Source organism: Candidatus Nitrosotenuis cloacae (assembly GCF_000955905.1).
In the GTDB taxonomy this organism is placed as follows: domain Archaea; phylum Thermoproteota; class Nitrososphaeria; order Nitrososphaerales; family Nitrosopumilaceae; genus Nitrosotenuis; species Nitrosotenuis cloacae.
Genome location: NZ_CP011097.1, coordinates 549,005 through 574,264 on the forward strand (window position 1 = coordinate 549,005; position 25,260 = coordinate 574,264).

At 42.5% G+C, this 25,260-nt stretch carries 28 protein-coding genes and 1 pseudogene; 11 read left to right on the plus strand and 18 right to left on the minus strand.

The window, feature by feature from the left end; all coding sequences use genetic code 11:
* Positions 1-30 precede the first annotated feature (30 nt).
* Complete coding sequence (nadA, locus tag SU86_RS03040) at positions 31-966, plus strand: quinolinate synthase NadA (protein WP_048187351.1); 936 nt, start codon at positions 31-33, stop codon at positions 964-966.
* A 364-nt stretch (positions 967-1,330) separates the two neighbouring features.
* Here nadA and SU86_RS03045 read toward each other — a convergent pair whose 3' ends face one another.
* Positions 1,331-1,729: a hypothetical protein gene (locus SU86_RS03045; protein ID WP_048187353.1), complete on the minus strand. Its 399-nt coding sequence runs from the start codon at positions 1,727-1,729 to the stop codon at positions 1,331-1,333.
* A gap of 454 nt (positions 1,730-2,183) precedes the next feature.
* Here SU86_RS03045 and SU86_RS09575 point away from each other — a divergent pair.
* Both SU86_RS09575 and SU86_RS10025 read left to right on the plus strand, forming a co-directional pair.
* Positions 2,184-4,274 (plus strand): annotated as a pseudogene (locus tag SU86_RS09575) (collagen-like domain-containing protein); the annotation flags it as partial.
* A gap of 96 nt (positions 4,275-4,370) precedes the next feature.
* Positions 4,371-5,954: an FG-GAP-like repeat-containing protein gene (locus SU86_RS10025; protein WP_236687772.1), complete on the plus strand. Its 1,584-nt coding sequence runs from the start codon at positions 4,371-4,373 to the stop codon at positions 5,952-5,954.
* Positions 5,955-6,188: 234 nt separating this feature from the next.
* Here SU86_RS10025 and SU86_RS03055 read toward each other — a convergent pair whose 3' ends face one another.
* From SU86_RS03055 to SU86_RS03085, 7 genes are all read right to left on the minus strand, one after another.
* On the minus strand, positions 6,189-8,732 hold the full coding sequence (locus SU86_RS03055) for a hypothetical protein (RefSeq protein ID WP_148550739.1): 2,544 nt from the start codon (positions 8,730-8,732) through the stop codon (positions 6,189-6,191).
* A gap of 261 nt (positions 8,733-8,993) precedes the next feature.
* Positions 8,994-9,260, minus strand: coding sequence for a type II toxin-antitoxin system RelE family toxin (locus tag SU86_RS03060; RefSeq protein ID WP_048187358.1), 267 nt, complete (start codon positions 9,258-9,260; stop codon positions 8,994-8,996).
* Between the two features lie 8 nt (positions 9,261-9,268).
* Positions 9,269-9,502 carry a DUF7557 family protein gene (locus SU86_RS03065; RefSeq protein ID WP_048187360.1) on the minus strand — a complete coding sequence of 78 codons (234 nt, stop codon included), beginning with the start codon at positions 9,500-9,502 and terminating at the stop codon, positions 9,269-9,271.
* Positions 9,503-9,598: 96 nt separating this feature from the next.
* Complete coding sequence (gene nadC / locus SU86_RS03070; RefSeq protein WP_048187362.1) at positions 9,599-10,432, minus strand: carboxylating nicotinate-nucleotide diphosphorylase; 834 nt, start codon at positions 10,430-10,432, stop codon at positions 9,599-9,601.
* Between the two features lie 31 nt (positions 10,433-10,463).
* Positions 10,464-11,447, minus strand: coding sequence for a sensor histidine kinase (locus tag SU86_RS03075; protein ID WP_052755441.1), 984 nt, complete (start codon positions 11,445-11,447; stop codon positions 10,464-10,466).
* Positions 11,448-11,557: 110 nt separating this feature from the next.
* The gene (gene spt4 / locus SU86_RS03080; RefSeq protein ID WP_048187364.1) at positions 11,558-11,746 is read right to left on the minus strand and encodes a transcription elongation factor subunit Spt4; all 189 of its coding nucleotides are present in this window, start codon (positions 11,744-11,746) and stop codon (positions 11,558-11,560) included.
* A complete protein-coding gene (locus SU86_RS03085; protein WP_048189109.1) occupies positions 11,747-12,358 on the minus strand; it encodes a DNA-directed RNA polymerase in 612 nt (203 codons plus the stop codon).
* Positions 12,359-12,591: 233 nt separating this feature from the next.
* On the opposite strand from SU86_RS03085, the gene SU86_RS03090 reads away from it, so the two are divergent.
* From SU86_RS03090 to SU86_RS03110, 5 genes are all read left to right on the plus strand, one after another.
* The gene (locus SU86_RS03090; RefSeq protein WP_048187366.1) at positions 12,592-13,671 is read left to right on the plus strand and encodes an Mrp/NBP35 family ATP-binding protein; all 1,080 of its coding nucleotides are present in this window, start codon (positions 12,592-12,594) and stop codon (positions 13,669-13,671) included.
* 6 nt (positions 13,672-13,677) lie between these two features.
* Complete coding sequence (locus SU86_RS03095) at positions 13,678-14,163, plus strand: GTP-dependent dephospho-CoA kinase family protein (RefSeq protein WP_048187370.1); 486 nt, start codon at positions 13,678-13,680, stop codon at positions 14,161-14,163.
* Positions 14,164-14,263: 100 nt separating this feature from the next.
* Positions 14,264-14,803: an inorganic diphosphatase gene (locus tag SU86_RS03100; RefSeq protein ID WP_048187372.1), complete on the plus strand. Its 540-nt coding sequence runs from the start codon at positions 14,264-14,266 to the stop codon at positions 14,801-14,803.
* A 68-nt stretch (positions 14,804-14,871) separates the two neighbouring features.
* Positions 14,872-15,237, plus strand: a complete 366-nt coding sequence (locus tag SU86_RS03105; RefSeq protein ID WP_048187374.1) for a M48 family metalloprotease — start codon at positions 14,872-14,874, stop codon at positions 15,235-15,237.
* 49 nt (positions 15,238-15,286) lie between these two features.
* The gene (locus tag SU86_RS03110; protein ID WP_420887329.1) at positions 15,287-17,326 is read left to right on the plus strand and encodes a sodium-translocating pyrophosphatase; all 2,040 of its coding nucleotides are present in this window, start codon (positions 15,287-15,289) and stop codon (positions 17,324-17,326) included.
* Here SU86_RS03110 and SU86_RS03115 read toward each other — a convergent pair.
* Entirely contained in the window at positions 17,323-17,685 is a 363-nt protein-coding gene (locus tag SU86_RS03115) for a winged helix-turn-helix transcriptional regulator (RefSeq protein ID WP_052755442.1), read from the minus strand. The genes SU86_RS03110 and SU86_RS03115 overlap by 4 nt on opposite strands.
* Positions 17,686-17,751: 66 nt before the next feature.
* Entirely contained in the window at positions 17,752-18,027 is a 276-nt protein-coding gene (locus tag SU86_RS03120; protein ID WP_148550741.1) for a hypothetical protein, read from the minus strand.
* A 204-nt stretch (positions 18,028-18,231) separates the two neighbouring features.
* Between SU86_RS03120 and SU86_RS09735 the strand changes: the two genes are divergently transcribed.
* Positions 18,232-18,408 carry a hypothetical protein gene (locus SU86_RS09735; RefSeq protein WP_158507464.1) on the plus strand — a complete coding sequence of 59 codons (177 nt, stop codon included), beginning with the start codon at positions 18,232-18,234 and terminating at the stop codon, positions 18,406-18,408.
* A gap of 2 nt (positions 18,409-18,410) precedes the next feature.
* Here SU86_RS09735 and SU86_RS03125 read toward each other — a convergent pair whose 3' ends face one another.
* Positions 18,411-18,593, minus strand: coding sequence for a hypothetical protein (locus SU86_RS03125; RefSeq protein ID WP_048187381.1), 183 nt, complete (start codon positions 18,591-18,593; stop codon positions 18,411-18,413).
* 55 nt (positions 18,594-18,648) lie between these two features.
* Positions 18,649-18,906 (minus strand): DUF2024 family protein, encoded by a 258-nt coding sequence (locus SU86_RS03130; RefSeq protein ID WP_048187384.1) that lies wholly within the window; start codon positions 18,904-18,906, stop codon positions 18,649-18,651.
* 53 nt (positions 18,907-18,959) lie between these two features.
* On the opposite strand from SU86_RS03130, the gene SU86_RS03135 reads away from it, so the two are divergent.
* Positions 18,960-19,346: a cyclophilin-like fold protein gene (locus tag SU86_RS03135; protein ID WP_048187386.1), complete on the plus strand. Its 387-nt coding sequence runs from the start codon at positions 18,960-18,962 to the stop codon at positions 19,344-19,346.
* Here SU86_RS03135 and SU86_RS03140 read toward each other — a convergent pair.
* Positions 19,333-19,740: a M67 family metallopeptidase gene (locus SU86_RS03140; RefSeq protein WP_048187389.1), complete on the minus strand. Its 408-nt coding sequence runs from the start codon at positions 19,738-19,740 to the stop codon at positions 19,333-19,335. The two genes, SU86_RS03135 and SU86_RS03140, sit on opposite strands and share 14 nt — an antisense overlap.
* 3 nt (positions 19,741-19,743) lie before the next feature.
* Complete coding sequence (locus SU86_RS03145) at positions 19,744-21,303, minus strand: plastocyanin/azurin family copper-binding protein (RefSeq protein ID WP_148550743.1); 1,560 nt, start codon at positions 21,301-21,303, stop codon at positions 19,744-19,746.
* A 92-nt stretch (positions 21,304-21,395) separates the two neighbouring features.
* Here SU86_RS03145 and SU86_RS03150 point away from each other — a divergent pair, with 92 nt between their 5' ends.
* On the plus strand, positions 21,396-22,283 hold the full coding sequence (locus SU86_RS03150; RefSeq protein WP_048187395.1) for a heme o synthase: 888 nt from the start codon (positions 21,396-21,398) through the stop codon (positions 22,281-22,283).
* On the opposite strand, the gene SU86_RS03155 is transcribed toward SU86_RS03150, so the two are convergent.
* The 4 genes from SU86_RS03155 to SU86_RS09475 are packed head-to-tail and all read right to left on the minus strand — an operon-like array spanning position 22,280 to position 25,229.
* Positions 22,280-22,582: a hypothetical protein gene (locus SU86_RS03155; protein ID WP_048187397.1), complete on the minus strand. Its 303-nt coding sequence runs from the start codon at positions 22,580-22,582 to the stop codon at positions 22,280-22,282. The two genes, SU86_RS03150 and SU86_RS03155, sit on opposite strands and share 4 nt — an antisense overlap.
* A 4-nt stretch (positions 22,583-22,586) precedes the next feature.
* Positions 22,587-24,758: a CDC48 family AAA ATPase gene (locus SU86_RS03160; RefSeq protein WP_048187400.1), complete on the minus strand. Its 2,172-nt coding sequence runs from the start codon at positions 24,756-24,758 to the stop codon at positions 22,587-22,589.
* Between the two features lie 6 nt (positions 24,759-24,764).
* Entirely contained in the window at positions 24,765-25,046 is a 282-nt protein-coding gene (locus SU86_RS03165) for an elongation factor 1-beta (protein WP_048187402.1), read from the minus strand.
* 3 nt (positions 25,047-25,049) lie between these two features.
* Positions 25,050-25,229 (minus strand): zinc finger domain-containing protein, encoded by a 180-nt coding sequence (locus SU86_RS09475; RefSeq protein WP_082096097.1) that lies wholly within the window; start codon positions 25,227-25,229, stop codon positions 25,050-25,052.
* Between the last annotated feature and the right edge of the window lie 31 nt (positions 25,230-25,260).

Sequence of the window (25,260 nt, forward strand, 5' to 3'; positions counted from 1 at the left end):
AATGAATACTAGGGTCATTGTCATGATCGGATGCTACACGACAAAATCATGCAGCTAAAAAAAGAAAAGGACGCTGTCATTTTGGCCCATAATTATCAATTACCCGAAGTCCAAGATGTAGCGGACTATGTTGGCGATTCATTAGGATTATCAAGACAAGCTGCCAAAACACCACACAAGACGATTCTGTTCTGTGGGGTTCATTTCATGGCAGAGACTGCCGCAATTATTTGTCCTGACAAAAAGGTACTGATTCCGGACTTGGCTGCTGGATGCTCACTGGCTGATTCCATAAACGTTGATCAGCTAAGGGACTGGAAGCAACAACACCCGGGGGCAATCACGGTAGGCTATGTCAATACATCCGCAGAAGTCAAATCCGAGCTGGATTATTGCTGCACATCATCAAACGCAGTAAATGTGGTCAAGGCAATTCCTAAAGACAAGGACGTGTTGTTCTTACCAGACATGTTTTTGGGATCATATGTTGCAAAAATGACTGGAAGAAAAAACATGTACATTTGGGCAGGTGAGTGTCATGTCCATGCAGGTATAAGATCAGAGGACATTCACAAGCTTTTGGACTCTAACCCTAATTCCGAATTATTGGTTCATCCAGAGTGTAGTTGCACATCACAAATAATGTATGATGTGGCAGTTGGCGACTACAAGAACCGCCAAGTCCAGATAATGTCTACAGAAGGAATGATGAACTATGCAAAACAATCAACAGGACAAAACTTTGTGGTTGCAACCGAAACCGGCATCCTGTACAGAATGCAGCAGCAAAATCCTGAGAAGAATTTCATTCCTGCATCACGTGGTGCTATATGTCAATACATGAAGATGATCACTCTGGACAAGGTCTATTCTTCACTGATGGAGGAAAAATACGAAGTTCGCGTGCCAAAACAAACTGCAGACAAGGCAAGACTTGCAATAGATAGGATGCTTGCTATTAACTAAATCTGAGTTTTACTAAACACGATTTTTATTGTTTGTCAAATGATATTCGTGAATTTTTGGGTGAACTTTGAACTAGATTACAGATTTTCCAGGCACCCACAAGATTTCATGACTAAACTGACCCACAGGTCTGAATGCTGTTGGTGGTTACTTGAAATCTAATGTCTAGATAGATTGCATCAAATCAATTATTGATTTTGAATGACTATAGAACTGTCCATACTATTGTCTCACGAGTTCGCCACTGAATTTTTTGTCTATGGTGATGGCAAATTTGAATTCCTTTGCAAATACCATTCTTAATCAGTCTAATTAACAATGAAGCAACTATGATTCTGATTTAGTCTAGATTTGGATAGTTATTCTATGCTGGGACACAGCTTGCTTGTGCATTCGGTGATGTCTGCAATGTTATGAACCCTGTTACCATTCCGGTTCGAGTTATTGTGATGTGGTTTCCGCCTTCTGCACCGACTCTAAATGTTTCTAACTGCCCCTCTTCAAGCCCAAAAAGTGACTGTGCTCCAGCATTGGATATGTCGACTTCAAGAAGTGATCCAGCTAACCCTCGTAAAGTACCGTCCACAATAAAATCAGAATCCGAAGTGCATACCCAAGAATTAGTATTCCAAATAGGACCAACAGAAATTATCTGAAATGTATCTGTTTCTGGTGATTGGTGCATTGTGGCTGATATTGTGATTGCAACTAGTATTATTGCAACACCGATTCCAGTTACTATGACTGGTGAATTAGAATTCAACAACACTGAGATTAGTTTGGTGACTTAAAAGTCGTTGTAATTCTCGCTTATTGCAATCAAGATTATTGTAATGATCTTAGAACATATGAGTTCAGGCTACTATCGCCACATCTTAAAATCTGCTTAAATAAGAATTTCATAATTGAGGATCACACTTAATATCTATACATGAATCTGTTAATCTGGCTTGGCGGGGAAGATCTCTGTAGTTTTACTGAGTGTTATCCTATTAACCTCAATTGTAAGTTCGTTTAATGTTTCTGCATTTGCAGATTCCGATGATGATCAACATGATGGAAAGCCACAAAAGAAAAACCGTGTTTGGACAGGTGACGGCCAGCCAAACACCAAGCTAGGAAAAGTTGGAGACCTCTATGTCGATAATGCAAGTCCAGATCTTACACTGTATGAAAAAAAATCCAAGACCTCTTGGGAAAATATAGGCACATTTCAAGGTCCTCAAGGTGAACAAGGTCTTCAAGGTTTAACAGGAGCTACAGGAGCTCAAGGTCCTCAAGGTGAACAAGGTCTTCAAGGATTAACAGGAGCTACAGGAGCTCAAGGTCCTCAAGGTGAACAACGTCTTCAAGGTTTAACAGGAGCCACAGGAGCTCAAGGTCCTCAAGGTGAACAACGTCTTCAAGGTTTAACAGGAGCCACAGGAGCTCAAGGTCCTCAAGGTGAACAACGTCTTCAAGGTTTAACAGGAGCCACAGGAGCTCAAGGTCCTCAAGGTGAACAACGTCTTCAAGGTTTAACAGGAGCCACAGGAGCTCAAGGTCCTCAAGGTGAACAACGTCTTCAAGGTTTAACAGGAGCCACAGGAGCTCAAGGTCCTCAAGGTGAACAACGTCTTCAAGGTTTAACAGGAGCCACAGGAGCTCAAGGTCCTCAAGGTGAACAACGTCTTCAAGGTTTAACAGGAGCCACAGGAGCTCAAGGTCCTCAAGGTGAACAACGTCTTCAAGGTTTAACAGGAGCCACAGGAGCTCAAGGTCCTCAAGGTGAACAACGTCTTCAAGGTTTAACAGGAGCCACAGGAGCTCAAGGTCCTCAAGGTGAACAACGTCTTCAAGGTTTAACAGGAGCCACAGGAGCTCAAGGTCCTCAAGGTGAACAACGTCTTCAAGGTTTAACAGGAGCCACAGGAGCTCAAGGTCCTCAAGGTGAACAACGTCTTCAAGGTTTAACAGGAGCCACAGGAGCTCAAGGTCCTCAAGGTGAACAACGTCTTCAAGGTTTAACAGGAGCCACAGGAGCTCAAGGTCCTCAAGGTGAACAACGTCTTCAAGGTTTAACAGGAGCCACAGGAGCTCAAGGTCCTCAAGGTGAACAACGTCTTCAAGGTTTAACAGGAGCCACAGGAGCTCAAGGTCCTCAAGGTGAACAACGTCTTCAAGGTTTAACAGGAGCCACAGGAGCTCAAGGTCCTCAAGGTGAACAACGTCTTCAAGGTTTAACAGGAGCCACAGGAGCTCAAGGTCCTCAAGGTGAACAACGTCTTCAAGGTTTAACAGGAGCCACAGGAGCTCAAGGTCCTCAAGGTGAACAACGTCTTCAAGGTTTAACAGGAGCCACAGGAGCTCAAGGTCCTCAAGGTGAACAACGTCTTCAAGGTTTAACAGGAGCCACAGGAGCTCAAGGTCCTCAAGGTGAACAACGTCTTCAAGGTTTAACAGGAGCCACAGGAGCTCAAGGTCCTCAAGGTGAACAACGTCTTCAAGGTTTAACAGGAGCCACAGGAGCTCAAGGTCCTCAAGGTGAACAACGTCTTCAAGGTTTAACAGGAGCCACAGGAGCTCAAGGTCCTCAAGGTGAACAACGTCTTCAAGGTTTAACAGGAGCCACAGGAGCTCAAGGTCCTCAAGGTGAACAACGTCTTCAAGGTTTAACAGGAGCCACAGGAGCTCAAGGTCCTCAAGGTGAACAACGTCTTCAAGGTTTAACAGGAGCCACAGGAGCTCAAGGTCCTCAAGGTGAACAACGTCTTCAAGGTTTAACAGGAGCCACAGGAGCTCAAGGTCCTCAAGGTGAACAACGTCTTCAAGGTTTAACAGGAGCCACAGGAGCTCAAGGTCCTCAAGGTGAACAACGTCTTCAAGGTTTAACAGGAGCCACAGGAGCTCAAGGTCCTCAAGGTGAACAACGTCTTCAAGGTTTAACAGGAGCCACAGGAGCTCAAGGTCCTCAAGGTGAACAACGTCTTCAAGGTTTAACAGGAGCCACAGGAGCTCAAGGTCCTCAAGGTGAACAACGTCTTCAAGGTTTAACAGGAGCCACAGGAGCTCAAGGTCCTCAAGGTGAACAACGTCTTCAAGGTTTAACAGGAGCCACAGGAGCTCAAGGTCCTCAAGGTGAACAACGTCTTCAAGGTTTAACAGGAGCCACAGGAGCTCAAGGTCCTCAAGGTGAACAACGTCTTCAAGGTTTAACAGGAGCCACAGGAGCTCAAGGTCCACCAGGAAATGATGGAGCCACAGGAGCTACAGGAGCTCAAGGTCCACCAGGAAATGATGGAGCCACAGGAGCTCAAGGTCCACCAGGAATACTTAACATCTACATTAATTCGGATTCTATAGAATATACTCGAGTTGCTGGAGTCCCTGTATCGTTGATTGTAGATTGTAATGGTGAAGATATTGTGACTGGAGGCGGCTTTAACATTTCAGCAATATCTGGTTCAGGAGTTCCGTATCAAACTGTTCAAAACAACGGTCCTTCTGGTGATCAAAGTTGGAGAGTAGAACTTTCCGTAGGTCCTGATGAAGCTGCTAATCCAGATCCTGTAACTCTCATCGTCTATGCTATTTGTGCAGAAATCAGTTCTCCTCCACCATTACCAACTCTCTCAGTCTCTGATGTCTCCGTAACTGAGGGTAATTCTAGCATCACACCAGCTTCATTTACCGTTTCACTATCAAGCCCATCTGCATCGACTGTTACCGTAGATATTGCTACATCTGATGGAACTGCAACAACTGCAGACAATGATTATCTTGATGGCGGTATCTTTACGTTGACATTCAATCCGGGCGAAACCACAAAATCATTCATTCCTCCTGTAAACGGTGACACCACTCCAGAACCAGACGAGACATTCAACGTCGTATTATCTAATCCATCAGGTGCTACCATCTTGGATGGCACTGGAGTTGCAACCATACTAAATGATGATATCTCCTTACCAATATCACTTGATCTTGCCGTGCTGACTCACGTCTCTAATCAAGTATCTGTTCTACTTGGTAATGGCGACGGAACATTTGGAACTGCGACACTCTTTGGAACCGGTGTTGATCCAAACGGTGTTGACTTTGGTGACTTTAACAGTGATGGAAAACAAGATCTAGCAACAGCTAATTTTGCATCTAATAATGTATCTATTCTGCTTGGTAATGGCGACGGAACATTTGGAACCGCAACCAGCTTTGGTGCTGGTACTTCACTAGTTACGATTTCTGTAAACGACTTTAACAGTGATGGAAAACAAGACCTAGCAACAACAAGTTATGGTGGTGTTGGCTCGATATTTACTCTGCTTGGTAATGGCGACGGCACATTTACACCTGCAATCAGTTCAGGGGTACCTGCAAGTAGTGGATTATACGGTATGACCATAGGTGACTTTGACGGTGATGGAAAGTTAGATTCTGCTGTGACTGGGCAAAATACAGATAACGTATCTATTCTGCTTGGTAATGGCGACGGCACATTTTCATCATTTAGTGCCCCAATCTTTGTAGGAGATAATCCAACTCATATTATATCAGATGACTTTGACGGTGACGGAAATCTAGATCTGGCAACATCTGTTCGTAATTCTAACTATCTTTCAGTTCTGCTTGGTAATGGTGACGGAACATTTGGATCCTCTACCAACTTTTCTGTAGGTACTTCGCCTAATGGAATTACATCAGATGACTTTGACGGTGACGGAAATCTAGATCTGGCAACATCAAATCTGGTTAGTAATAACGTATCTATTCTGCTTGGTAATGGCGACGGCACATTTTCTGGACTAGTCAATTATAGTGTAGGGTCATTACCAACAGGTGTTCAATCCGATGATGTAGATAATGATGGTGATATGGATGTTGTAACTGCAAATCACGGTTCTAACAATATCTCTGTGTTACTTAATGATGGAGCAGGAGGATTCACATCTATTACCTATGCTACAGGTGGTTCAAATCCTCTCTCTCTTGTAATAGGCAGCTTCAACTGATCTGCATCAGAAAATCAACTTCAACTAGACACAATAACTCAGGTTCATACATTCTTCAGAATTCTAATATAACAAATCATCATACTCTTCGATATTACAGAACTTTCAAAACTTTATCAACATCTTACATATGTCTTGAATATGATCGGATTTCGTATCTTTGATATCCTGATAAACTATTTTTCACAGAGAATTTCAAACTTCCAAATGATCTAATTGATCAGAGGGGAATATTTACCCGAGTATCTCAAAATGCATTATCTCGACAAACTGGTAAGACTTGGAATTGTTTGCCTTGTCTGATAAATTCATCTGAATTAGAGCCCACTTGCCGGGAGCAGACCCTTCAGGTAAAACCAAGTTAATGTCGTATCTAGCAAGCTCGGCTGGGTTTCCCTCAAAGAACAGGCTGTGGAAATTTTTGTGATAGTGGTAAAAGTTGTGCTGAACCCCCTGCGGATCACGCAAAATAAAGCTGACTTGGCCCAGGCCTGACTTGTTGTCTTTGGCATGATATGTGATATTGACATTTGTTTCTCCATTTGGAGCAGCTGGATTTGTCGGTGTAGCGGTAATTTTGATGTTTTGTGTGTCCAAATACGGATAATCCACATCAGGGTTTGTTGTTCTCACAAAAACCGAGCCATCCTCTAAGAGATTTGTAAAGTTGATTGTGCTGTCGTTTCCAGCCCTATCATTCATTAAAAGCTGCTTGATGTTATAGTAACCAGTTCTGTAAAATTCGGTTACCTTAAAGTTCACTACACATGTTGCAGTTTTGGCATCAAACTCACCATATGCGCTAATGCTGTAGCTATTCAAGTCATCATGATCTATTGTTGCATAACATGTCTTGATGTCTGTTGGGTCCGACACGCGCCAGCTCGCACTCACCGTCTGGACAGGCCTTGATTGTATTATGTCACTATGTGCATTCAGATTAAGGGATCTTTTGACATATGTTGGTGGAGTGATGTCTTCGTTTGCATTGTTGACAAAAAACTTCCACCCAAAGTCATTTTGTCCCTTGAATCTCTGGTTTCCTGCCTGGTCGCTAATTATTATCTGATTTGTGTGCCAAGGCCCGCCTTTTGCATTATGATTAATTGTCACCTCGCCTCGCAACACCAAGCCTATTTCACCACCTGTTGGCAACAGGGTGACGTCTTGGTATGTTCCCTGCTCGCTTGTCAGCCTGAAATATGCACTTTTTGCTCCCTCAAATTTGTCCTTACCGCTAAGCTCAATTTCGATTATTCCATGCTTGTCCTCGTTTTGTGCACCGTTTATGGAAATGTCTATACGAATAATTTTTCCCGGATAGATATAGTCGGGATACAAATTAAGCACATCAAACGTCAGGTCTTCGCGAATCGATGGAATGTAGATGTTTCCCTCCATGATCCTATCACGGATGAATTCGTATTTTTGGGCTGATTTTGATTTTAGCTTGTCTGGATTTATCACATAATGGGCAATGCTTTCCGCCATGTCTTCATCCGGATTGTGTTGATGTGCATATGCATTTACAAACTCTGCAGTTTTTGTCGTGGCCCATCCGGAAGTTGTCTTTTTGTCTTGATACCATCCACCAAGCCCTGTCCAATCATCTTTTACATCGCTTGAAAAAAGTCGTTCCCACAGAAAATGAGATTTTTCATGAATTATCAACCTGTGTAAATGATCGCCTTCCACAAATGCCGACTCCATGAACTCAATATATCCGGGGTTTGATGCCGGCCAGCTTACGGCTGGAGCATCAGGGTATAATGGATGTGTGGTTCCATCCGCCCGCCTTAGCAGGTAGTTTAATCCATCCACTGTGTGGAACCCCTTTGGCATTTCTTCAAACATGTTGATTATCTGAATCAGTTCGTGCGGATGGAATTGCTGAAAGTTTTTGCCAGTCTCTGATGTTGTCGTCTTTGTCACCTTGGCATAGTCTGGAATGCGAGTCGAAACCCCAAACCGCTCATTTAGGATTCTTTCTATTGAATCTAGATCATTTCCGCCATCAGTTACAAACCATATTGCTGCATGGTGAAGTTTCTGCGAAAAATATTTGCCCATCTTGTTCTCTACTAGAGCGATTCTTGGCTGTGCTGACTCAAATACATCAGATGAGATTTCAATTACATCATATGATTCATGATCTGTTATCTTGATGTCATTATTGATATGATCATCAGTTAGAATCCATTTTGATGTGACTCCTTTTTGCTCTTGCATAACATCACGTGTTTTTTGTGGAATTGAATCCATTGTCTGAAGCAGTGCGTATGATTTCTCAAATGTCCAATGTGCCTTTTCATTGCTTAGCAAAATCCCATATTTGTTTAGCAGTTTTTCTGATGCTGAATCATCAGGCATTTGAATATTGTTCTCAAGAAAAGTAACTGTCACTGGCTTGTTGATGTAAGAACTATACTCGGAACCTGCACTAGTGGAGTTTTGCTCCCAGTGATACACAAACGAGTTGTCACCAGGTATTATTCGCTGAATTTGAATCTTGTTCGTATCATCATTTTGGTTTGAGGGCATTCCAAATTCTGAAGATGTAAACTCTACAGCATTGACGGAATTGTCTATTTTACCATTATCTAGCATGTCCTCCCTCGCAGTATCCTTACCGTACTTTGCTCTGTATTGCTCGAATTGCTCCAGTGGAGATGATTCACTTTTGGCATCTGCAAGCTTTGCAGATGATACAAAAACACTTGATATTACAAAAAAGACAAATACAAAAACCATCGTACATGACATGTTATTCTGATGCAATGTCCGAATGAGACAACCCATACAAATTAGTATTTGAGAATTATGATATTTGTGTACTGCGATGGTTTTTTCCACCATTATTTGGCGTGATGAAAACCCACAAGGTCAGTCAATACTCACTTTAAACTTCCAGGCTGATTTCCTGTATGGGATATGGATTTGCAGGCAATGGTAATCTATTCAATTCTGTGTAACCGGGGGTTGGGTTATGTGTAAAAAGTGCGAAACCGCAACATTTTGTTAATAAAGAAACTGTGTTGCTTAGTATTTGTCATAGACTTTATTTCTATGTCCAACTTCAACTATGAATATAGTTATTTTTTGCTCTTCCAAACTGATTATCATTCGGTAGGAGCCGACTCTGAGCTTTCTCAGATTGGAGCCTTGTAGTTTGTCTGTAAATGCAAACGGATTGTCAATAATGCCTTCCAGTTTTGTGACTATTCTACGAGCAGCAGTCTTGTCTGATCTGAAAATCTTTTCTAGTTGTTTTTGGGCAGTTGGTGACCATACAATATTCCAAGACATCTAAAGAATCATTTCAGGCCCAGTCTTTTCTTTACTTCTTCATGTGATACAACTTTGCCAGCTTTGATTTCAGCTAGTGATTTTTCTATGTTCTTTATGGTGCGATTGCTTAGAATACCTTCGTCATCTTCCACTACATTTAGTAGTCGATTTACCACATCATCGTAAGATTCCTTTGGAAAAGATTTCATTTTTTCTAGGCGCGTCTTGGTTTTGTTATCTAATTGTATGCTAGTCACCATAGGTTGCTATAGATAACTATAGAATTTAAGGTTGATCATGAGATTTTGAGGCTCAAAACCAAATGTGGACTGGGCAAAAAGTGCAAAAACACTACATTATCTTCTTGGCACTTCAAGGCTAAAGTCTATTGCCTGAACAGAATTTGTAATGCTTCCAACTGAGATCATATCCACGCCAGTCCTTGCATAGTCTTTGATGTTTTTTGCATTGATTCCACCAGATGCTTCAAGGCGAATGTTTTTTCTTAGGCCAATTTTTTGCAGGTCTGAAATTGTCTGCCTTATCATAATGGGCGAGAAATTATCCAACATCATGATTGGCACGCCAAGACTTGCAGCCAAAATCGCATCCTCACGCGTATCGACTTCAACTTCAAATGTTTTGGCTCTTTTCTTTGCCTTTTTGATTAGTGAGATGATAGAGCCTTCGGATGCAATGTGATTATCCTTTATCATTATCATGTCTGATAGTGTGACTCGATGCTTCTTCCCACCACCAATCTCTATTGCCTCTTTGTCAAATAATCTCAAGCCAGGTGCCGTCTTTCGCGTGGAATAGAGTTCTGTATTTTTGCTGACACTTTTTATCTGTCTTACCAGCTCATTTGTTGCCGTGGCAATCCCGCTCATTCTTGATAATAGGTTTAGCGCGGTTCTCTCACAGCTAAGAACTGATTTTGCAGGACCCGTAATTCTGAGAAGCGTTTGATTTGCCTTTATTATATTGCCGTCTTTTTTTAGAATTTGCACTGTACACCCTTTCATTGCAAATATCTCCTTGACATGTCTGGCTCCAGCAACAATTCCTAATTGCCTTGCAACTATTCTGGCATTGATTTTTTTTGTAGAAAGAAGTGAGCTGGTAATGTCGCCCTTGTTGATGTCTTCTGCCAAAAATCTGGCCAGCTCTCTTTTTGTATCCAATTGTATTGTAAAATTTTGCGCCTAAATAGAACCTTTTCTATGATGGCTTTATCTGGGTGAGATTGCCTGGCTTGGTTGCAATGCTGTCCCATTCTGATTTCTTTGGAATCGTTATGGTAAATGTAGCACCTTTGCCCACACTGCTTGATACGGATACTGTGCCACCGTGTTGCTCTATGATGTTTTTGCAGCTGGACAATCCAAGGCCTGTACCTACCTGCTTTGTGGTAAATAATGGCTCAAAGATCTTTTCATGTATCTCACTTGCAATGCCCACTCCAGTATCTGATACCTTGACTAGTACGTTGTTCTGGTCTTGCGGATCATCAAAGATTCCAATACTTACGACTCCATTGTTTTCCAATGACTGAATTGCATTCATCAATAAATTGACAAAAACAATTTCTAGCTTTTCAGGATCACAAAAGATTATTCTGTCGTTTTGTGGCAGCTTGATTACAATGTTTTCCGGCCTGACAATTCGCTCCACCACATCCTGTAGTATGACACAAAGTGAATAGTCGCGCTTTTTGAGCGGTGACATTCTCACATAATCCATCACATCTTCCAACTGATGCGACATTCTGTACACTGCTCTGTCTAGTCTTGCCCATTGCTCACGAGTCTTGTCATCCAAATTTGTCTCCAATTTTATTTTGAGAATTTGTGATGTGCTCTGAATCACACTCAGTGGGTTTCTCAAATCATGCGCAATTCTTGCAGCCAGATTGCCTATTGTGGAGAGACGTTCTGTTTTTAGCATCTCTTGTGTTTTGCGCATCACTTCAACTTGGAGCTGGTCGCGCTGTATTGCGATTTCTTGCTGCGCCTCTTCTGTCTTTGATAAACTGTCTTGTAATTGATCACGCTGTTTTGCCAGCTCGTCTTGTGTTTCTTCCAATTCTGCCATGCTGTCTTGGAGCTTGGCATTTAGCTCATCGCCGCGCTCTTTTGACAATCTGAGCTCCTTTACTTTGTTTACTAGAATTTTTGTTAATTCCTCATTGGTGAACTCTTTCATGAAAAAGTAGGGACTATTGTCTGACAATGCTGATCTAGTTTCTTGTATTTTTCACTAAGAGATTATGTGTGTTTTATTCAAACAAAAAATATTTTCATATTTGCGCGTGCTTAGGCGACCTTTAGTGCGTATTTGCCCTTTTCTGTAATGCCAAGGGTCTTGGCAATGTGTGAGTTTTGAGGATCACCAATTAGAACCACGCCGGTCCAGTCTGGTGTTAAATCAGATGATTTGCAAACAGGACATACTTTTCCAACAAACACACATTTGCATTTTCTGCAAGCCATTTCTTTGACCATTTATTTTTTCACTTCGACTGGTTTTTTTTCTTTTTTCTCGGCTTTGTCACCAGAATCGTCCTTGCCTGATTTTTTGATCTCTTCTGCAATCCATTCCTCTGCACCCAAGAATGGTTGTCTGCATGTGATGCCGATCTTGCCCATGGTTGCTGCTTTGCCTAGTGATACCGCAGTAATTCTTGAGCGAAGAGTAGAGCCGACCTTTAGTGTGCGGTTGCTTTGCTTTGCAATTATCATGCCGGACTTTACATCCGATTGTAGGTAATCATCCATTACTTGGGATAGGTGCAGTAATGCATCGGTTGGACCTATTCTGACAAATGCGCCAAAGTCTGTAATGTCGACTATTTCACCCAAGACAATTTCTTGAAGTTTTGGAGTAAATGTCAGTGCCTCGAACTCGACTCGATGATATGTTCCACCATCACCTGCAATCATTTTTCCCATTTCGTCGACTTTGGCCTCTAAAATCATGATAATGTATCCCAGCTCGGCGTTGATCATGGACTCGTATTTTTCCTTTAGTATGGCAACTGCTGCTTTTTTGAGCGAGGCGCCAAACATGCTTGGTGGAATCCTAACAACATCCTCTAGGGTAGATATAGAAAACAACTGTGCGAAACTCCATGAGTTGAATTTATGAATCTTTGGGTAATTTTTCAATAATTTTTGTGAATCTTCGTATTGTATTGTTGATTATTGTGTGAATTTTGTATCGAGTGGTTTTTGATTTGGCAAAAAATTATTTCTGATTAGGAGTACCTAAGCTAAAATTATTTGCTCAAAGATTTCGCCGTTTTGAAAATCGGCCTATCTTTAAATAATGTGAATCAAATTTTTTGTGCATGGTTGGCGTAGACCAAGTATTATCAAAGCTTGCAACCGTAATTGATCCTGACCTAAAAAAAGACATTGTCTCAATGGGAATGATCAAGGACTTGGAGCTAAACGAGGGGAATCTCAAATTTACACTGGAATTAACCACACCAGCATGTCCATTCAATGATGAAATAGAGCAAGATGTTCGACGTGCAATCGCAGAACTGGATGGCATAAAAAATTCGGACATCAAAGTAACTGCCAAGGTCATGGAGGGTCGTGCACTTGATGCAGACCAGGCAATGGCAACTGTCAAAAATATTATTGGCGTAGCTAGCGGTAAGGGTGGCGTTGGCAAATCCACAGTATCATTGAATCTGGCACTGGCACTTGCCGAGTCTGGCGCCAAAGTCGGATTGCTTGATGCAGACATTTACGGCCCAAGTATTCCTCTGATGCTTGGAATGCAAAAAGCATTCATGGAAGTGGATAACAACAAGCTACAGCCAGCAGAGCTAAACGGAATCAAGGTTGTATCATTTGGATTCTTTGCAGAGCAAGAGCACCAGGCTGCAATTTATCGAGGCCCAATTATTTCCGGCATACTAAAACAATTTCTAGTTGACACGAACTGGTCAGATCTTGACTATCTTATTGTGGACCTGCCACCTGGCACAGGTGACATACCATTAACTTTGGCGCAAACAATTCCAATTACTGGAATATTGGTTGTCACAACTCCTCAAGACGTTGCATCAAATGTGGCATCAAAGGCAATTGGAATGTTTACCAAACTAAATGTTCCACTGATTGGCGTCATAGAAAACATGAGCTATTTCATTTGTCCAAAATGCAGCGACAAGCACTACATCTTTGGTGAAGGCGGTGCAAGACGAATCAGCGAAAAATTCAACATGCAATTTCTTGGCGAGATACCGCTCAACTCTGGTATCATGGAAGGCTCAGACAAGGGCAAGCCTGTAATCATAACTAGCCCTGATTCACCCTCGGCCAATGCAATTCGCTCAGCTGCAAAAAATGTTGCAGCCCAATGTAGTATTTTGGCAGCCAAGCTAAAAGATGAAATGCAAGGCGCAGCTGCATAAAGTATATTGATTCTGCCAGAAGACTTACGAGATGAGCTCAAAGCTCCACTTGGCATCTTACTAAAAGAGACCTCAAAAGAAAACATCTCAAAGCATATCGCACCACATTCTTATCTCATAACTGTGGGCGATGCGACAACAGAAAAGATGCTGGGATTTGGACTTGTACCATCATTGCAAATAGTTGATGGATATGAGAAAAGAGGAAAACGCATCCCACCATACAGCAGCGCCACCAAATTACACTGCGATAATCCAGCCGCCCAAATAACACCGCAAAGCATCACTACCATAAAGCAGGCATTCTCATCAAAACCACCAATCCAAATTCTAGTAAATGGCGAGGAGGACCTACTAGTAATTCCTGTCTGCATATATGCGCCAGAAAATGCGATAGTGCTGTATGGCCAGCCAAATGAGGGATTGGTAATAGTACCAGTTACACAAGAAATTAGAAATAAAACACAGAGTCTACTGGATCGTATGATCTAGGGGTATGATGAGACGGTGGCTGTATGATACATGATTACACACTAAAAACTCTGACCCTTTAATCTCAAAGTATAGATTATTCCATTTCCGGAATGATATAATGAGCAAGAACTTTTGGCATGACATCGAGACGGGCTCTGATATTCCCGAAATCATAAACGTAGTAGTAGAGATTCCAAAGGGCTCACAAAACAAGTACGAATATGACAAAAAGCACAACATGATAAAGCTGGACCGAGTGCTTTTCTCACCATTCCACTATCCTGGTGATTATGGAATAATCCCCCAAACTCTCTCTGATGACGGGGATCCACTCGATGCGTTGGTCCTAGTGACAAATCCAACATTCCCTGGAATACTGATCGAGTGCAGGCCTATTGGCGTGCTTAGGCTCAAAGACCAGGGACAATCGGATGATAAGATAATCTGCGTATCAATAAACGATCCAAGGTATCTTAGCACAAAGGACGTCACAGACATTGAGGCACACCACCTAAAGGAGATGGCTCATTTTTTCCAAGTGTACAAGGACTTGGAGGACAAAAAAGTCGAGGTCTTGGGATGGGATTCTGCAGAGACTGCCAAGACCATCATAATTGATGCCGTAAAGAACTATAAAAAAATCCTAAGCAAGTATTGATCTTTACACCATCTTTTGCACAAGAATTGACACTGCATTATTTAGAATAACTCACAAACTTTTCCAACATGATCTTAGATGATGACCTGCGTCTTAGCATTCTGGAAAAGTCAGGCATTTTCTCAAATCGACTATCAATATCAGAACCAAAGGTACTGATGAGCTCAAAAGAGGTCCTAGAGATGCCAAAGGAAATAACCGTCGGACGCAGAACCACGGCCTACAAGTATTATGGAGTATCATACATGCAGCACAATCTGATCTTTATCAATGTCAAAAAAATCCCAGACGAAAAGGCACTGGATGATACCATAGCGCATGAGCTGGTACACCTGAGATTTCCATATCTTTCACATGGGCGAAGATTCAACAAACTGGTGCGCCAAGTCCTCAAGGGCAAAACATTTCCGCCATACCAAAAAAGAAAACGCTAGTTTTCCCTCAATGATTTATATGCCGTATTTTTAGGCAGGCAGTTGTAAAATGGAGCTGCAACTAGAACAACTTATTCCTATATTTGCATCCATTGCCTCTTTTGCAGTAGCTGCAGGATTTGCGGCCTGGGTAACAAAGCAAAAGCCAGGCACCAAAGAAATGACTGACATTTCTGATGCAGTCAAAGTCGGAGCAGCCGCGTTTCTAAGACGCGAAATGAAAATAATCGTTCCAATTGCAATCGGGCTTTCTATAGTGATTGGATACTTTATCGGATTCTCAAACGGCATTGCATTTGCCGTAGGCGCAGCACTTTCTGCGGTTGCAGGAATCATATCACTAAAAATCACAGTCAAGGCAGCGGTTAGGGCAGCAAATGCCACCGGCAGTGGTCTTGGCAAGACATTTGTGCTTGCCTTTAGGGGTGGCGCAACTGTGGGACTGGCAGTTCCAGCAATGGCACTTTTGGCATTGGCTATTCTATTCATGGCGTTCCCAGACCCAATCACAATTGCTGGTGTGGGAATTGGAGCAAGTCTTATTGCATTATTTATCAGAATTGGAGGCGGTATCTTTACCAAGGCAGCCGACATGGGTGCAGACCTGGTAGGAAAGGTAGAGGCAAACATACCTGAAGATGACCCAAGAAATCCTGCAACCATTGCAGATAATGTGGGTGATAATGTGGGCGATGCCGCAGGAATGGGCTCTGATGTGTATGAATCATACATTGTTACTGTTCTAGCATCAATTCTGATTGGCGCATTAATTGGCATGCCAAAGATCATGACTTATCCAATTCTGATTGGAGCATCAGGAATGATTGCATCAATCATCGGTGCAGCAACAATTGGCTCAAAGAACAACAAGGATGTCATGGGGCCGCTCAACAAATCCTTCTATATCTCGGCTGCAATCGCAATAGGACTAAACTTTGCATTCACTACGATGTTTTTAGGCCAAGACAAACTAGCCTATGCATTATTTGGATGCACAATTGTTGGCGTCATACTAGTGCCCGTCATTCAAAGAATTACCGATTATTACACAAATTACAAATTCAAACCAGTCCGTGATATTACCGATTCCGCAAAGTGGGGCTATGCATCATTGACATTGATGGGAATCATCAAGGGAATGCAGTCTACTGGACCGTTCATGATTGCACTAGTTGTGGCAATTGTGGTCTCATTTGCAATTGGTGCATCTGCAGCACCTGATCCATCACAAGCAATGTTGTATGGAATCTTTGGAACCTCACTTACGGCAATGGCAATGCTGAGCCTTGCAGGAATTGTTCTGTCCATTGATGCGTTTGGTCCAATTGCAGACAATGCTGGCGGAATAGTAGAGATGACTGGAATGGGTGAGGAAAACCGCAAGGTAACTGATCAAATCGATGCAGTAGGCAACACCACCAAAGCAGTCACAAAGGGATTTGCAATTGCCAGTGCGGGACTTGCAGCCCTTGCAATGATCCAGGCATTCCAGTATGAGGCAGCTCATGTTTTTGATAAAGTATTTGATTATGGTCTCTCAAATCCAGCAGTCGTAATCGGCTTGCTGGTAGGTGGACTGATTCCATTTATCATCACAGGACAACTAATTGGCGGCGTATCCCGTGCGGCATCAAAGATGGTAGATGAGGTCAGGCGCCAATTCAAAGCAGACCCAGAAATTCTAACCGGCAAGTCCAAGCCCGACTATGCAAAATGCGTAGACATTGCAACCGTTGCCTCACTCCGTGAGCTATGGAAGTCAGCATCCATCGCAATTGCGGCACCAATCGTTCTTGGCATAATACTTGGCCCTCCTGCAGTCGCAGGGCTCTTGATGGGAGCAGTAGTGACTGGCATATTTTTGGCATATCACTTGGCAAACACAGGTGGCGCATGGGACAATGCCAAAAAACTTGTCGAGATGGAAGGCAGAAAGGGCAGCGAAGAGCACAAAGTTGCAGTGGTCGGAGATATCATTGGCGACCCATACAAAGATACTGCAGGACCTGCACTAAACACAGTAATCAAATTGCTAAACACTGTGGCAATTGTGTTTGTTAGCGCCTTTGTGGCAATACTTGTTCTCTAGGCCTTATTTCGCATAGCCCACTTTACCAAAGCAGAGCTTGCAACTATCAACTCTGTTCCGCTCTTTGTGATGCTGTATTCTACTTTGTATGGCGGGACCTTGCCTTGTTTGGTTCGCTTGATTAGTCCTTGTTTTTGAAGCGATTTTAGAACCTCAGATAATGTTGATGGTGATATGCCTTTTAGCGACTCTTGAATCTGTCCGTATCTCATTTTTTTGTGGTTTCGTAATTCCCATAGAACCTGAAAGTTCCATTTTTTTGCGCAAAACCTGGAAATTCTGTTTAGAAATGGCCTAACATAATCGATATCTGTGATGTGATTCACGATTATTCTGAACCATTCATCTACTTTAAACAAACTGGTCTAATTCCAAAATTGGCAACAATAGTTAAAATAATTCTTATGATATGCAAGTAATTTTTTTTATCTTAGCAAATTCAAAAACTCGGCAATCTCTTTTTGTGTTGCCATTTCATCAAGCTCCACTATGAGATCATCAATAATCCTTTGATAATCATTTGGATATACTTCTTGAAGCACTGATTTGAGAAATTCCGGATGCTCATAGCAATCAAAAATCTTGCACTCGTAATCTCGCTCCAGTCTTGCAAGAACTTGGTGGTATTGTGGACCGCCTTTTCTCATCAGTACTATCTCAATTGATAACACTAGTGCTGCTCTTGAATCGTTACTGCTCACAGATTGACTAGATTGGAGTTGTATTAGATTCATTGTTTGTCTACTCTAAAAATTAGTGCTATTATGATATGATCCTCATACTAATTTGGAAGTTTTTTAGAATTATTCCCAAACAGATGTTTGAGTGTGAACTTCACATGACTTCGATTTTGCGAAGTTGATATCTTAAATAACTTTTTTTCAAGGTAATATTGAGAACAGGTTTTGACAAAGAAAAGAATCACCTTTACAATAGATGAGGATCTGGACAAAAAAATTCGCCATTTACAAGTAGAACTAATATCAAAGACAAACCATGGCTGGAGTTATTCTTCAGTACTATCTGTGATCCTGGAAGAAGGTCTAAAGATCCTCTCGACTAAAAAACTGGTCAAAAAATAAAACTAGTCCAAAATACGGGTCATATCCAACTCGTCAATTTGCGCCTCTATTGTCTTGTTTAGAGTGTTTTTGTGCTCATCGCAGAACCAAAAATAACCATCAATTGTCTCAAAACAGCCGCAAATCCACTGGGTTTTCTTGTCTCCCTCTACTGTGAGCTTGTGGTATTTTGGCTCTTTTGACATTATGTCTGATGTGGGACTTTGAAATTAAAAGGTAATTAAAAATTAAAAAAAGAGTTTATGGACAGCCTTCCATCTTTTGGATGAAGAATCCATTACTCTTGATTGCATCTTCAACTGGCTTTGGAGCACCCTGTGAGTGGCAAAACTGACATTCTTCCGTAGTCACTTTTGCGTCTGCCTCACCGATGGTATTGAGCCATTGTTTTGCATATTCGATTGCCTTACCATGGTCTTTTTGTGATGTTATGACATCAAAGTGCATGGTGTGGCCATCTTTTGCTTCTACGTATGTATCGTAGACGTGTATTTCCATCATAATTGGTTTATGAAAAAAGGGATATTTAATTCAAGGATGACAAAACCGTCATGAAACATACCGTAATTGCAAAGATTCCAAACTCTGATAACATAACCTTGGAGCTTGATGATTCTCTTGCGCTAAAGACTGTTTCATCATTGCTAAAACATTTGCCTTTTGAGTTGGATGCTAATGTTTGGGGCAAGGAGATCTATACTAGTCATGCACCGTTTTCTGCACCACCAGAAAATTCGCAGGATGTGGTGGATTTGTTTGATGTTGCCTTTTGGCCGCCAGGAAAAGCAATCTGTCTTTTTTATGGCCCAACACCAATTGGCACAAATGGTGAGATCAAGCCATATTCACCGGTAAATATGATTGGAAAGATAATCCTCCCAAATACCAAAATCCTCCCAAAGGCATCAGATCAAACCATATTATTCAGACTGTCTTGATCATAACCGGAATTATCTCAGATTCCAAGACAAACGCATTTAGCTGGTTTTCCTTGTTGGAAAAGATCAGCCATACTACTGGGTTTATTGTCATAAATTCTCTGTCCGTGCTTGATGGTGTTGCCTCGGAATGCGGATGTGAGTGAAAGATTCCAATTACATCGAGGCCCTTTTTTTCGGCTTGCTTGTATCCTGATAATAGTTCCTCATTTGATATGGTAAAGTTCACCGGCGAGTCTTCTGTGTTCCGTGTTAGAAATACTTCTTTTACTGTGGATGTTCCGGATTTTTCATGGCCAAACAACAATGCGCACGACTCAGCAGGGGCCGTCTTTTTTGCATGTTCTAGTAGAATCTGTTTTTGGTCTTGGGTGAGTATTATGGTCTTTTGCAAACTCTAGCCTACGATGACTTTGCCTTTCATCCAAGGATGAACAATGCAAATGTAATCAAACTCGCCTGCCTCTGCAAACGTATGTGAGAATTCTCCACCTGCCATTACAATGCTAGAGTCAAATGTTCCTGCTGATTCTGTTGCAGTGTGTGCTGCCGAGTCGGCATTCTTCCATGTTATGGTTCCGCCAACTACTACATGTGCAGTGCTTGGAACAAAGCATTGGTCAGCACAATCTTGGTTTGATGCAGTACCTTCAGCCATTTCTACAATTGCCATCTCTGATGGGGCGGGCAAGTCTGTAGCAGGTGCAATCTCTTCCATTGGCGCTTCGGGTGCCTCTTCAGTCGGAGTTTCTTCAACTGGGACTTCGATTGGCGCCTCTTCTGCCGGTGTTTCTACGACTGGTGCCTCCTCGATTACCTCTTCTTGTGGTATGGAGTTGGGGTCTGTCGCAGTTGCACCCTCCGCCAGTCTTTGTGTGCTTGCATCTACTAGATCAAATGATCCTGTCATCCAAGGATGAACAATGCACATGTAGTCGTATTTGCCAAGCTCAAGATTTGCAGTGTCTAATCTGAATGTGTCACCTGCATTCAGAATGTCCGAGTCAAACACTCCAGCACTTGTTGCAGTGTGCATTGTGGAATCATTGTTTGTCCAAACTATGGCATCTCCTTTTACTACTTGAACTGTGTCTGGGTTATAGTCAGGGTTTCCCTGGGTTGCAGAGTCTTTAAGAATTGAAATCGCAATCTCTGATACTGCCGGTGCCTCTCTACCATAATCAAATGATGCCGTCATCCATGGGTGTACTATGCACATGTACTCGTATGTACCTGGCTGAAGCTTGGATGTGTCCAGCAAGTATTTTTCTCCGGCATTTATCAGACTTGAATCAAATGTATTACCTGCGTCTGCGGCGCTAGTTACTGTATGTGCCACATCATCATTGTTGACCCACTCTATGTTGTTGCCCGCAGGAACTTGGGCAACGTCTGGATCATAGTCTGGCGCGCCATTTACTGAAGAGCCTTTCAGTATGGATATTGCCGTGATTGGTGCGCTTGGCACAACTATCTTTTCTTCTTCCACTTCTGGCGCTGGAATTAAATACTGTGATGGTCCATATACTCCAAATCCGACATAGGCCGCAATTGCCGCACCTGTAGCAAATATGAAAATCATGCCGATTGGTTTTGCATAGTCAGGCATCTTCATGGATACGTATGCTAGAACTATTGCAGGTATTGCAACAATTAACATCACACCAGCAAATGTCGGAATGCTTGTAACCGAGTTAAACACTAGAGCAGAAACTGCAAATGATAGTACAATTCCTAAAATCACCAAAGTCGTTGCCTTGGATCTGTTGCTGGTTGAAACTCCGCCATCCAAGATTCCAGCTGCCAAAAATATCAAACCAATAAACATCGTAAGACCTGTCAGTGCATGCATTCCATCGATGAATGTGTGTGCAACTCCAGCATAAGAGATGGTAACTCCTGCAACGCCAATAGCAGTAAGACCCATTCCTGGCATCATGAGGTCCCAATTACTCATTTGAGCTTGATGCCTAAAGTGAGGTACTTATTCCTTTTGTAGTAGATCAAGTCGAAGAAATTAAATGCCTAACTGGGCGTTTTTGAGTGAGTTTGGCAGCAAAAGAACTACTCGAAGTCTCAAAACCAAGAATCGTCGTCTTGCTTGTAATTACCGCAGTGACATCAATGTATGCTGCATCAAAGCTGGTCGGCCCTGAGCTCGATCCAATTGGATTGCTCCATATTATCATCGCCGGCGCTTTGGCATCTGCAGGATCTAGCGCCCTGAACCATTACTATGATAGGGATATAGATCCGCTAATGAAGCGAACCAGCGCCAGGCCGATTCCGTCTGGCAAGATCAAGGCATCATCTGTTTTGGTATATGGTCTTGCAGTAAGTATTGCATCCGTTGTCTATGCTTATTTTACACTAAACTGGGTTTCAACTTTTTTCATAGGACTTGGAATATTTTTCTACGTGATTATCTATACGGTATGGCTAAAGCGAAAAAACTCGTCCAACATAGTGATTGGCGGCTTTGCAGGAAGCGCAGCATCAATGGCTGGTTGGACTGCAGCAACTGGATTTGTCTCACCTGCCGGAATTGACTTGCTTGGATTCTTGGTAGGGTTTTTGGTCTTTGTGTGGACTCCGTCGCACTTTTGGTGTCTTGCCATGAAAATACGCGACGACTATGCAGAGGCTCGAGTCCCAATGCTGCCCGTACTAATTGGAATGCAGAAAACATCAAAGTACATCTTGGTCAACACTGCAATCTTACTGCCATACTCTCTGATGCTCTATGCGTTTGGCTTGGGAATAGTGTACACAGCAATAGCTGCAGCAAGTGGAGGCCTGATGTTAGTGTACCACTATAAACTCACAAAAAACCCAACATCAGAATTTGCGTGGAAGGCATACAAGGTAACTGCCCCATACCTGACAATAATTTTTGTAGCCGTAGCACTAGATGCTGCGTTTCCCTTTAGGTTCTAGGAATCCTCAACGCCAGGAAACGAGGCCTCGTAGTCTTTTTCCATCATTTCCTTGTTTTGTTCCTCATAGTCATCCTCTTCCGCTTCTTGAATGGTGACTTCGACTCGTCGTGTGTCTTTTGTTAGCCACGACACCTTGATCAACCCCATTATTTCCAAATCCAGCAAAATTTTGTTAAACTTGTCATCAGGTAGGGTGGTGCCAGATTTTGTCAGCGCTTTTATCAGGTCAGCATCTGTCAGCGAGGTTGCCGCCTTGATTTTCTCATATACAATGTTTTTTATTGGAAAGTCTGCCATGATTTTATCCGTAGAATGACCTGTCCATTGATTTTGGCACTACATTAGAAATAGTTTCCCTTATTGCCATATACCACTGGTCGACTTCCTTTGTGATTGATGGTCGTATCTTTTTGAGGGCTGCTGCAAAATCTATGCTGCTTACCTTGGCAGAATTGTTCTGCATCGCATGAATTCCGGCTTCCCTGCACAATGCCGATAGGTCAGCACCGGTATAATTTTGGGTAGAAACAGAAATCTCCTCCAGATTTACACTATCTGCTAACGGCATCTTTGATGTTAGAATTTTTATTATCTCGAGTCTGCCCTTTTCGTCTGGTTGCTGTACATACAATACCGGCTCTAGTCGTCCCGGTCTGAGAAGTGAGCTATCCAACAAGTCCGGCCTGTTGGTTATGCCAATTACTATGATTCGTGATGGTCCGCCTTCCTCCATTTCTGTTAACAGCTGACTAAGAATCGTCTGTCCTATTCCTACCTCTTCGCCTGATTTTACGCGAGCCAGCGAGTCCATCTCATCAAATATTACGATACATGGCGCAGATGTCTTTGCCTTTCTGAATATCTCTCTGATTGCCTTTTCGGATTCTCCGACCCACTTTGATAGAATCTCGGGCCCTCGAACCAAAATCATGTTGCTGCCACTCTCTGTAGCTACGGCTCTTGCAAGCAATGTCTTGCCACATCCGGGTGGGCCATACAAAAGAATACCTCGTGGCGGCTTGATTCCCATGTTGTAGAATTTCTGCGGCTCTTTTAGTGATACTATGATGTTGTCTTGGAGTGTTTTTTTGACCTCTTCCAATCCTCCGACGTCCTTCCAGAAGACCTTTGGTCGCTCTACGTAAAACTCTCTCATTGCAGTAGGTACTACTTCGTGCATTGCATCGTAAAAGTCGGCAATTCCAATTTCCATTGACTGCAAGATTTCTGCAGAGACCTTTTCGGTTTCAAGATCAATTTCTGGCAGGTATCGTCTGATTGCCTTTAGTGCTGCCTCTCTGCACAATGACTTGATATCTGCCCCGGTGTATCCGTGCAATTCAGCAGCCAGTCTTTTTAGCTCAACATCATCGGCAATTGGCATTCCTCGAGTGTGAATCATCAAAATTTCTAGTCTACCATCAGCATTTGGAACGGATACCTCGATTTCTCTATCAAATCGTCCCGGTCTTCGAAGGGCCGGGTCTACACTATCTGGTCTGTTGGTTGCGCCAAGAACTATGACATTTCCTCTATCTGTCAGTCCATCCATTAATGCCAATAATTGTGCGACAACTCTTTTTTCTACATCTCCATATGCTTCCTCTCGCTTTGGAGCAATCGCATCAATTTCATCGATAAATATGATACTTGGCGAGTTGTCCTTTGCTTCTTTGAATATGTCCCTAAGCTTTGCTTCTGTCTCTCCGTAATACTTGTTCATTATTTCCGGCCCATTAATTGAAAACATGTTTGCCTCTGATTCCGATGCCAGAACTTTTGCGATTAAGGTCTTGCCACATCCAGGTGGACCATACAAGAGTATGCCACTGTGTGGCTCTATTCCTAGTCTGTCAAAGATTTCAGGGTGTCGTAGTGGCAGCTCGGCAATCTCTCTCATTATTTTTATTTCATTTCGCAGTCCGCCGACCTCATCGTATGTTACGCGGACCTTTTTGTCAATTGCCTTGTCAGCCGATATGACAAAATCGGTGCTCTTGTCTATTGTTACAATTCCCTTTGGTGATGCCTTGCTTATTTTGAAATCCATTGGATTGCCTAGGATCATCACAGAGATTTCATCTCCCTGCACAAACGGCAGTCCCTTTAGTCTGTTTTTTACAAAGTCTGTAAATTCCTTATCCACAGTTACGACATCTGATACTGGAACCAATACGATTGATTTTGCGGCCTTTGCAGATGCCTTTTTGATTTTAACAATATCGTTTAGTGCGCTACCGATGTTTTTTCTTGTTTGGCCATCAACTCGCACCATGTCTGGGAATTTGTCATCTTCATCTGTTGGCCATGCAACTGCGCAGCTGGCTCTTTTGCCGGTTATCTCTATGATATCACCAGGGTTTGCTTTGAGAAAGTCCATCGCATCTGGGCCGATTCTTGCGCGTTTTTTGCCAACGTCTCTCTGCTTTGCCTCTCCTACTCGCATTTGCAGAGGTTCGTCTTTTTTAGCCACCAATGATCACTTCACATCAACTGACTTGCGACTCATGTTGAGGACCTCGAATTCGCTTACTCCCTCAACTGATCTGACAGTGCCTTCTAGCATGTCCATTTGTCCTTCCTTATCATCCAAATCAAACTCTGCTTTTAGAAAGAATAGACCAAATGCTAAAGGCTCTTTGGTGTATTTCCCCATGATTATTCCTCCTCCGAGTTTTTCCTGAATGTTTGCTGCCAGCTCATCCAAATTGATCTCAGTTCCCTCTGGGAGGATCTTTGTTATCAATAGTAATCTAGCCATGTTTTATGGTCCTGAAAACTTGCAAGATGGGCATGTGTATGTTCTTGCTGCTTCTCTGCAACTTTGACATCTCCACACCAAAACTGCACCGCATTCTGGGCACATGAACTTGACACACTTGTCGTTTGGCATGATGTGCTTGTTGCAACAACTGCATACTGGAAGGGTCAGTGATGTTGACATGTAGCTGTCTTTTTTAGCAGTCCATTTATAG

Bases quoted from the DNA above. Each gene is read 5' to 3' on its own strand.
- SU86_RS03100 (WP_048187372.1), top strand. From the start codon at position 14,264: ATGAGCAAGAACTTTTGGCATGACATCGAGACGGGCTCTGATATTCCC.
- spt4 (WP_048187364.1), bottom strand. From the start codon at position 11,746: ATGGTCAAAGAAATGGCTTGCAGAAAATGCAAATGTGTGTTTGTTGGA.
- SU86_RS03130 (WP_048187384.1), bottom strand. From the start codon at position 18,906: ATGGAAATACACGTCTACGATACATACGTAGAAGCAAAAGATGGCCAC.
- SU86_RS03135 (WP_048187386.1), top strand. From the start codon at position 18,960: ATGAAACATACCGTAATTGCAAAGATTCCAAACTCTGATAACATAACC.
- nadA (WP_048187351.1), top strand. From the start codon at position 31: ATGCTACACGACAAAATCATGCAGCTAAAAAAAGAAAAGGACGCTGTC.
- SU86_RS03105 (WP_048187374.1), top strand. From the start codon at position 14,872: ATGATCTTAGATGATGACCTGCGTCTTAGCATTCTGGAAAAGTCAGGC.
- SU86_RS03110 (WP_420887329.1), top strand. From the start codon at position 15,287: ATGGAGCTGCAACTAGAACAACTTATTCCTATATTTGCATCCATTGCC.
- SU86_RS03145 (WP_148550743.1), bottom strand. From the start codon at position 21,303: ATGAGTAATTGGGACCTCATGATGCCAGGAATGGGTCTTACTGCTATT.
- SU86_RS03060 (WP_048187358.1), bottom strand. From the start codon at position 9,260: ATGTCTTGGAATATTGTATGGTCACCAACTGCCCAAAAACAACTAGAA.
- SU86_RS03065 (WP_048187360.1), bottom strand. From the start codon at position 9,502: ATGGTGACTAGCATACAATTAGATAACAAAACCAAGACGCGCCTAGAA.
- SU86_RS03075 (WP_052755441.1), bottom strand. From the start codon at position 11,447: ATGAAAGAGTTCACCAATGAGGAATTAACAAAAATTCTAGTAAACAAA.
- SU86_RS03125 (WP_048187381.1), bottom strand. From the start codon at position 18,593: ATGTCAAAAGAGCCAAAATACCACAAGCTCACAGTAGAGGGAGACAAG.
- SU86_RS03090 (WP_048187366.1), top strand. From the start codon at position 12,592: ATGGTTGGCGTAGACCAAGTATTATCAAAGCTTGCAACCGTAATTGAT.
- SU86_RS03165 (WP_048187402.1), bottom strand. From the start codon at position 25,046: ATGGCTAGATTACTATTGATAACAAAGATCCTCCCAGAGGGAACTGAG.
- SU86_RS09475 (WP_082096097.1), bottom strand. From the start codon at position 25,229: ATGTCAACATCACTGACCCTTCCAGTATGCAGTTGTTGCAACAAGCAC.
- SU86_RS03155 (WP_048187397.1), bottom strand. From the start codon at position 22,582: ATGGCAGACTTTCCAATAAAAAACATTGTATATGAGAAAATCAAGGCG.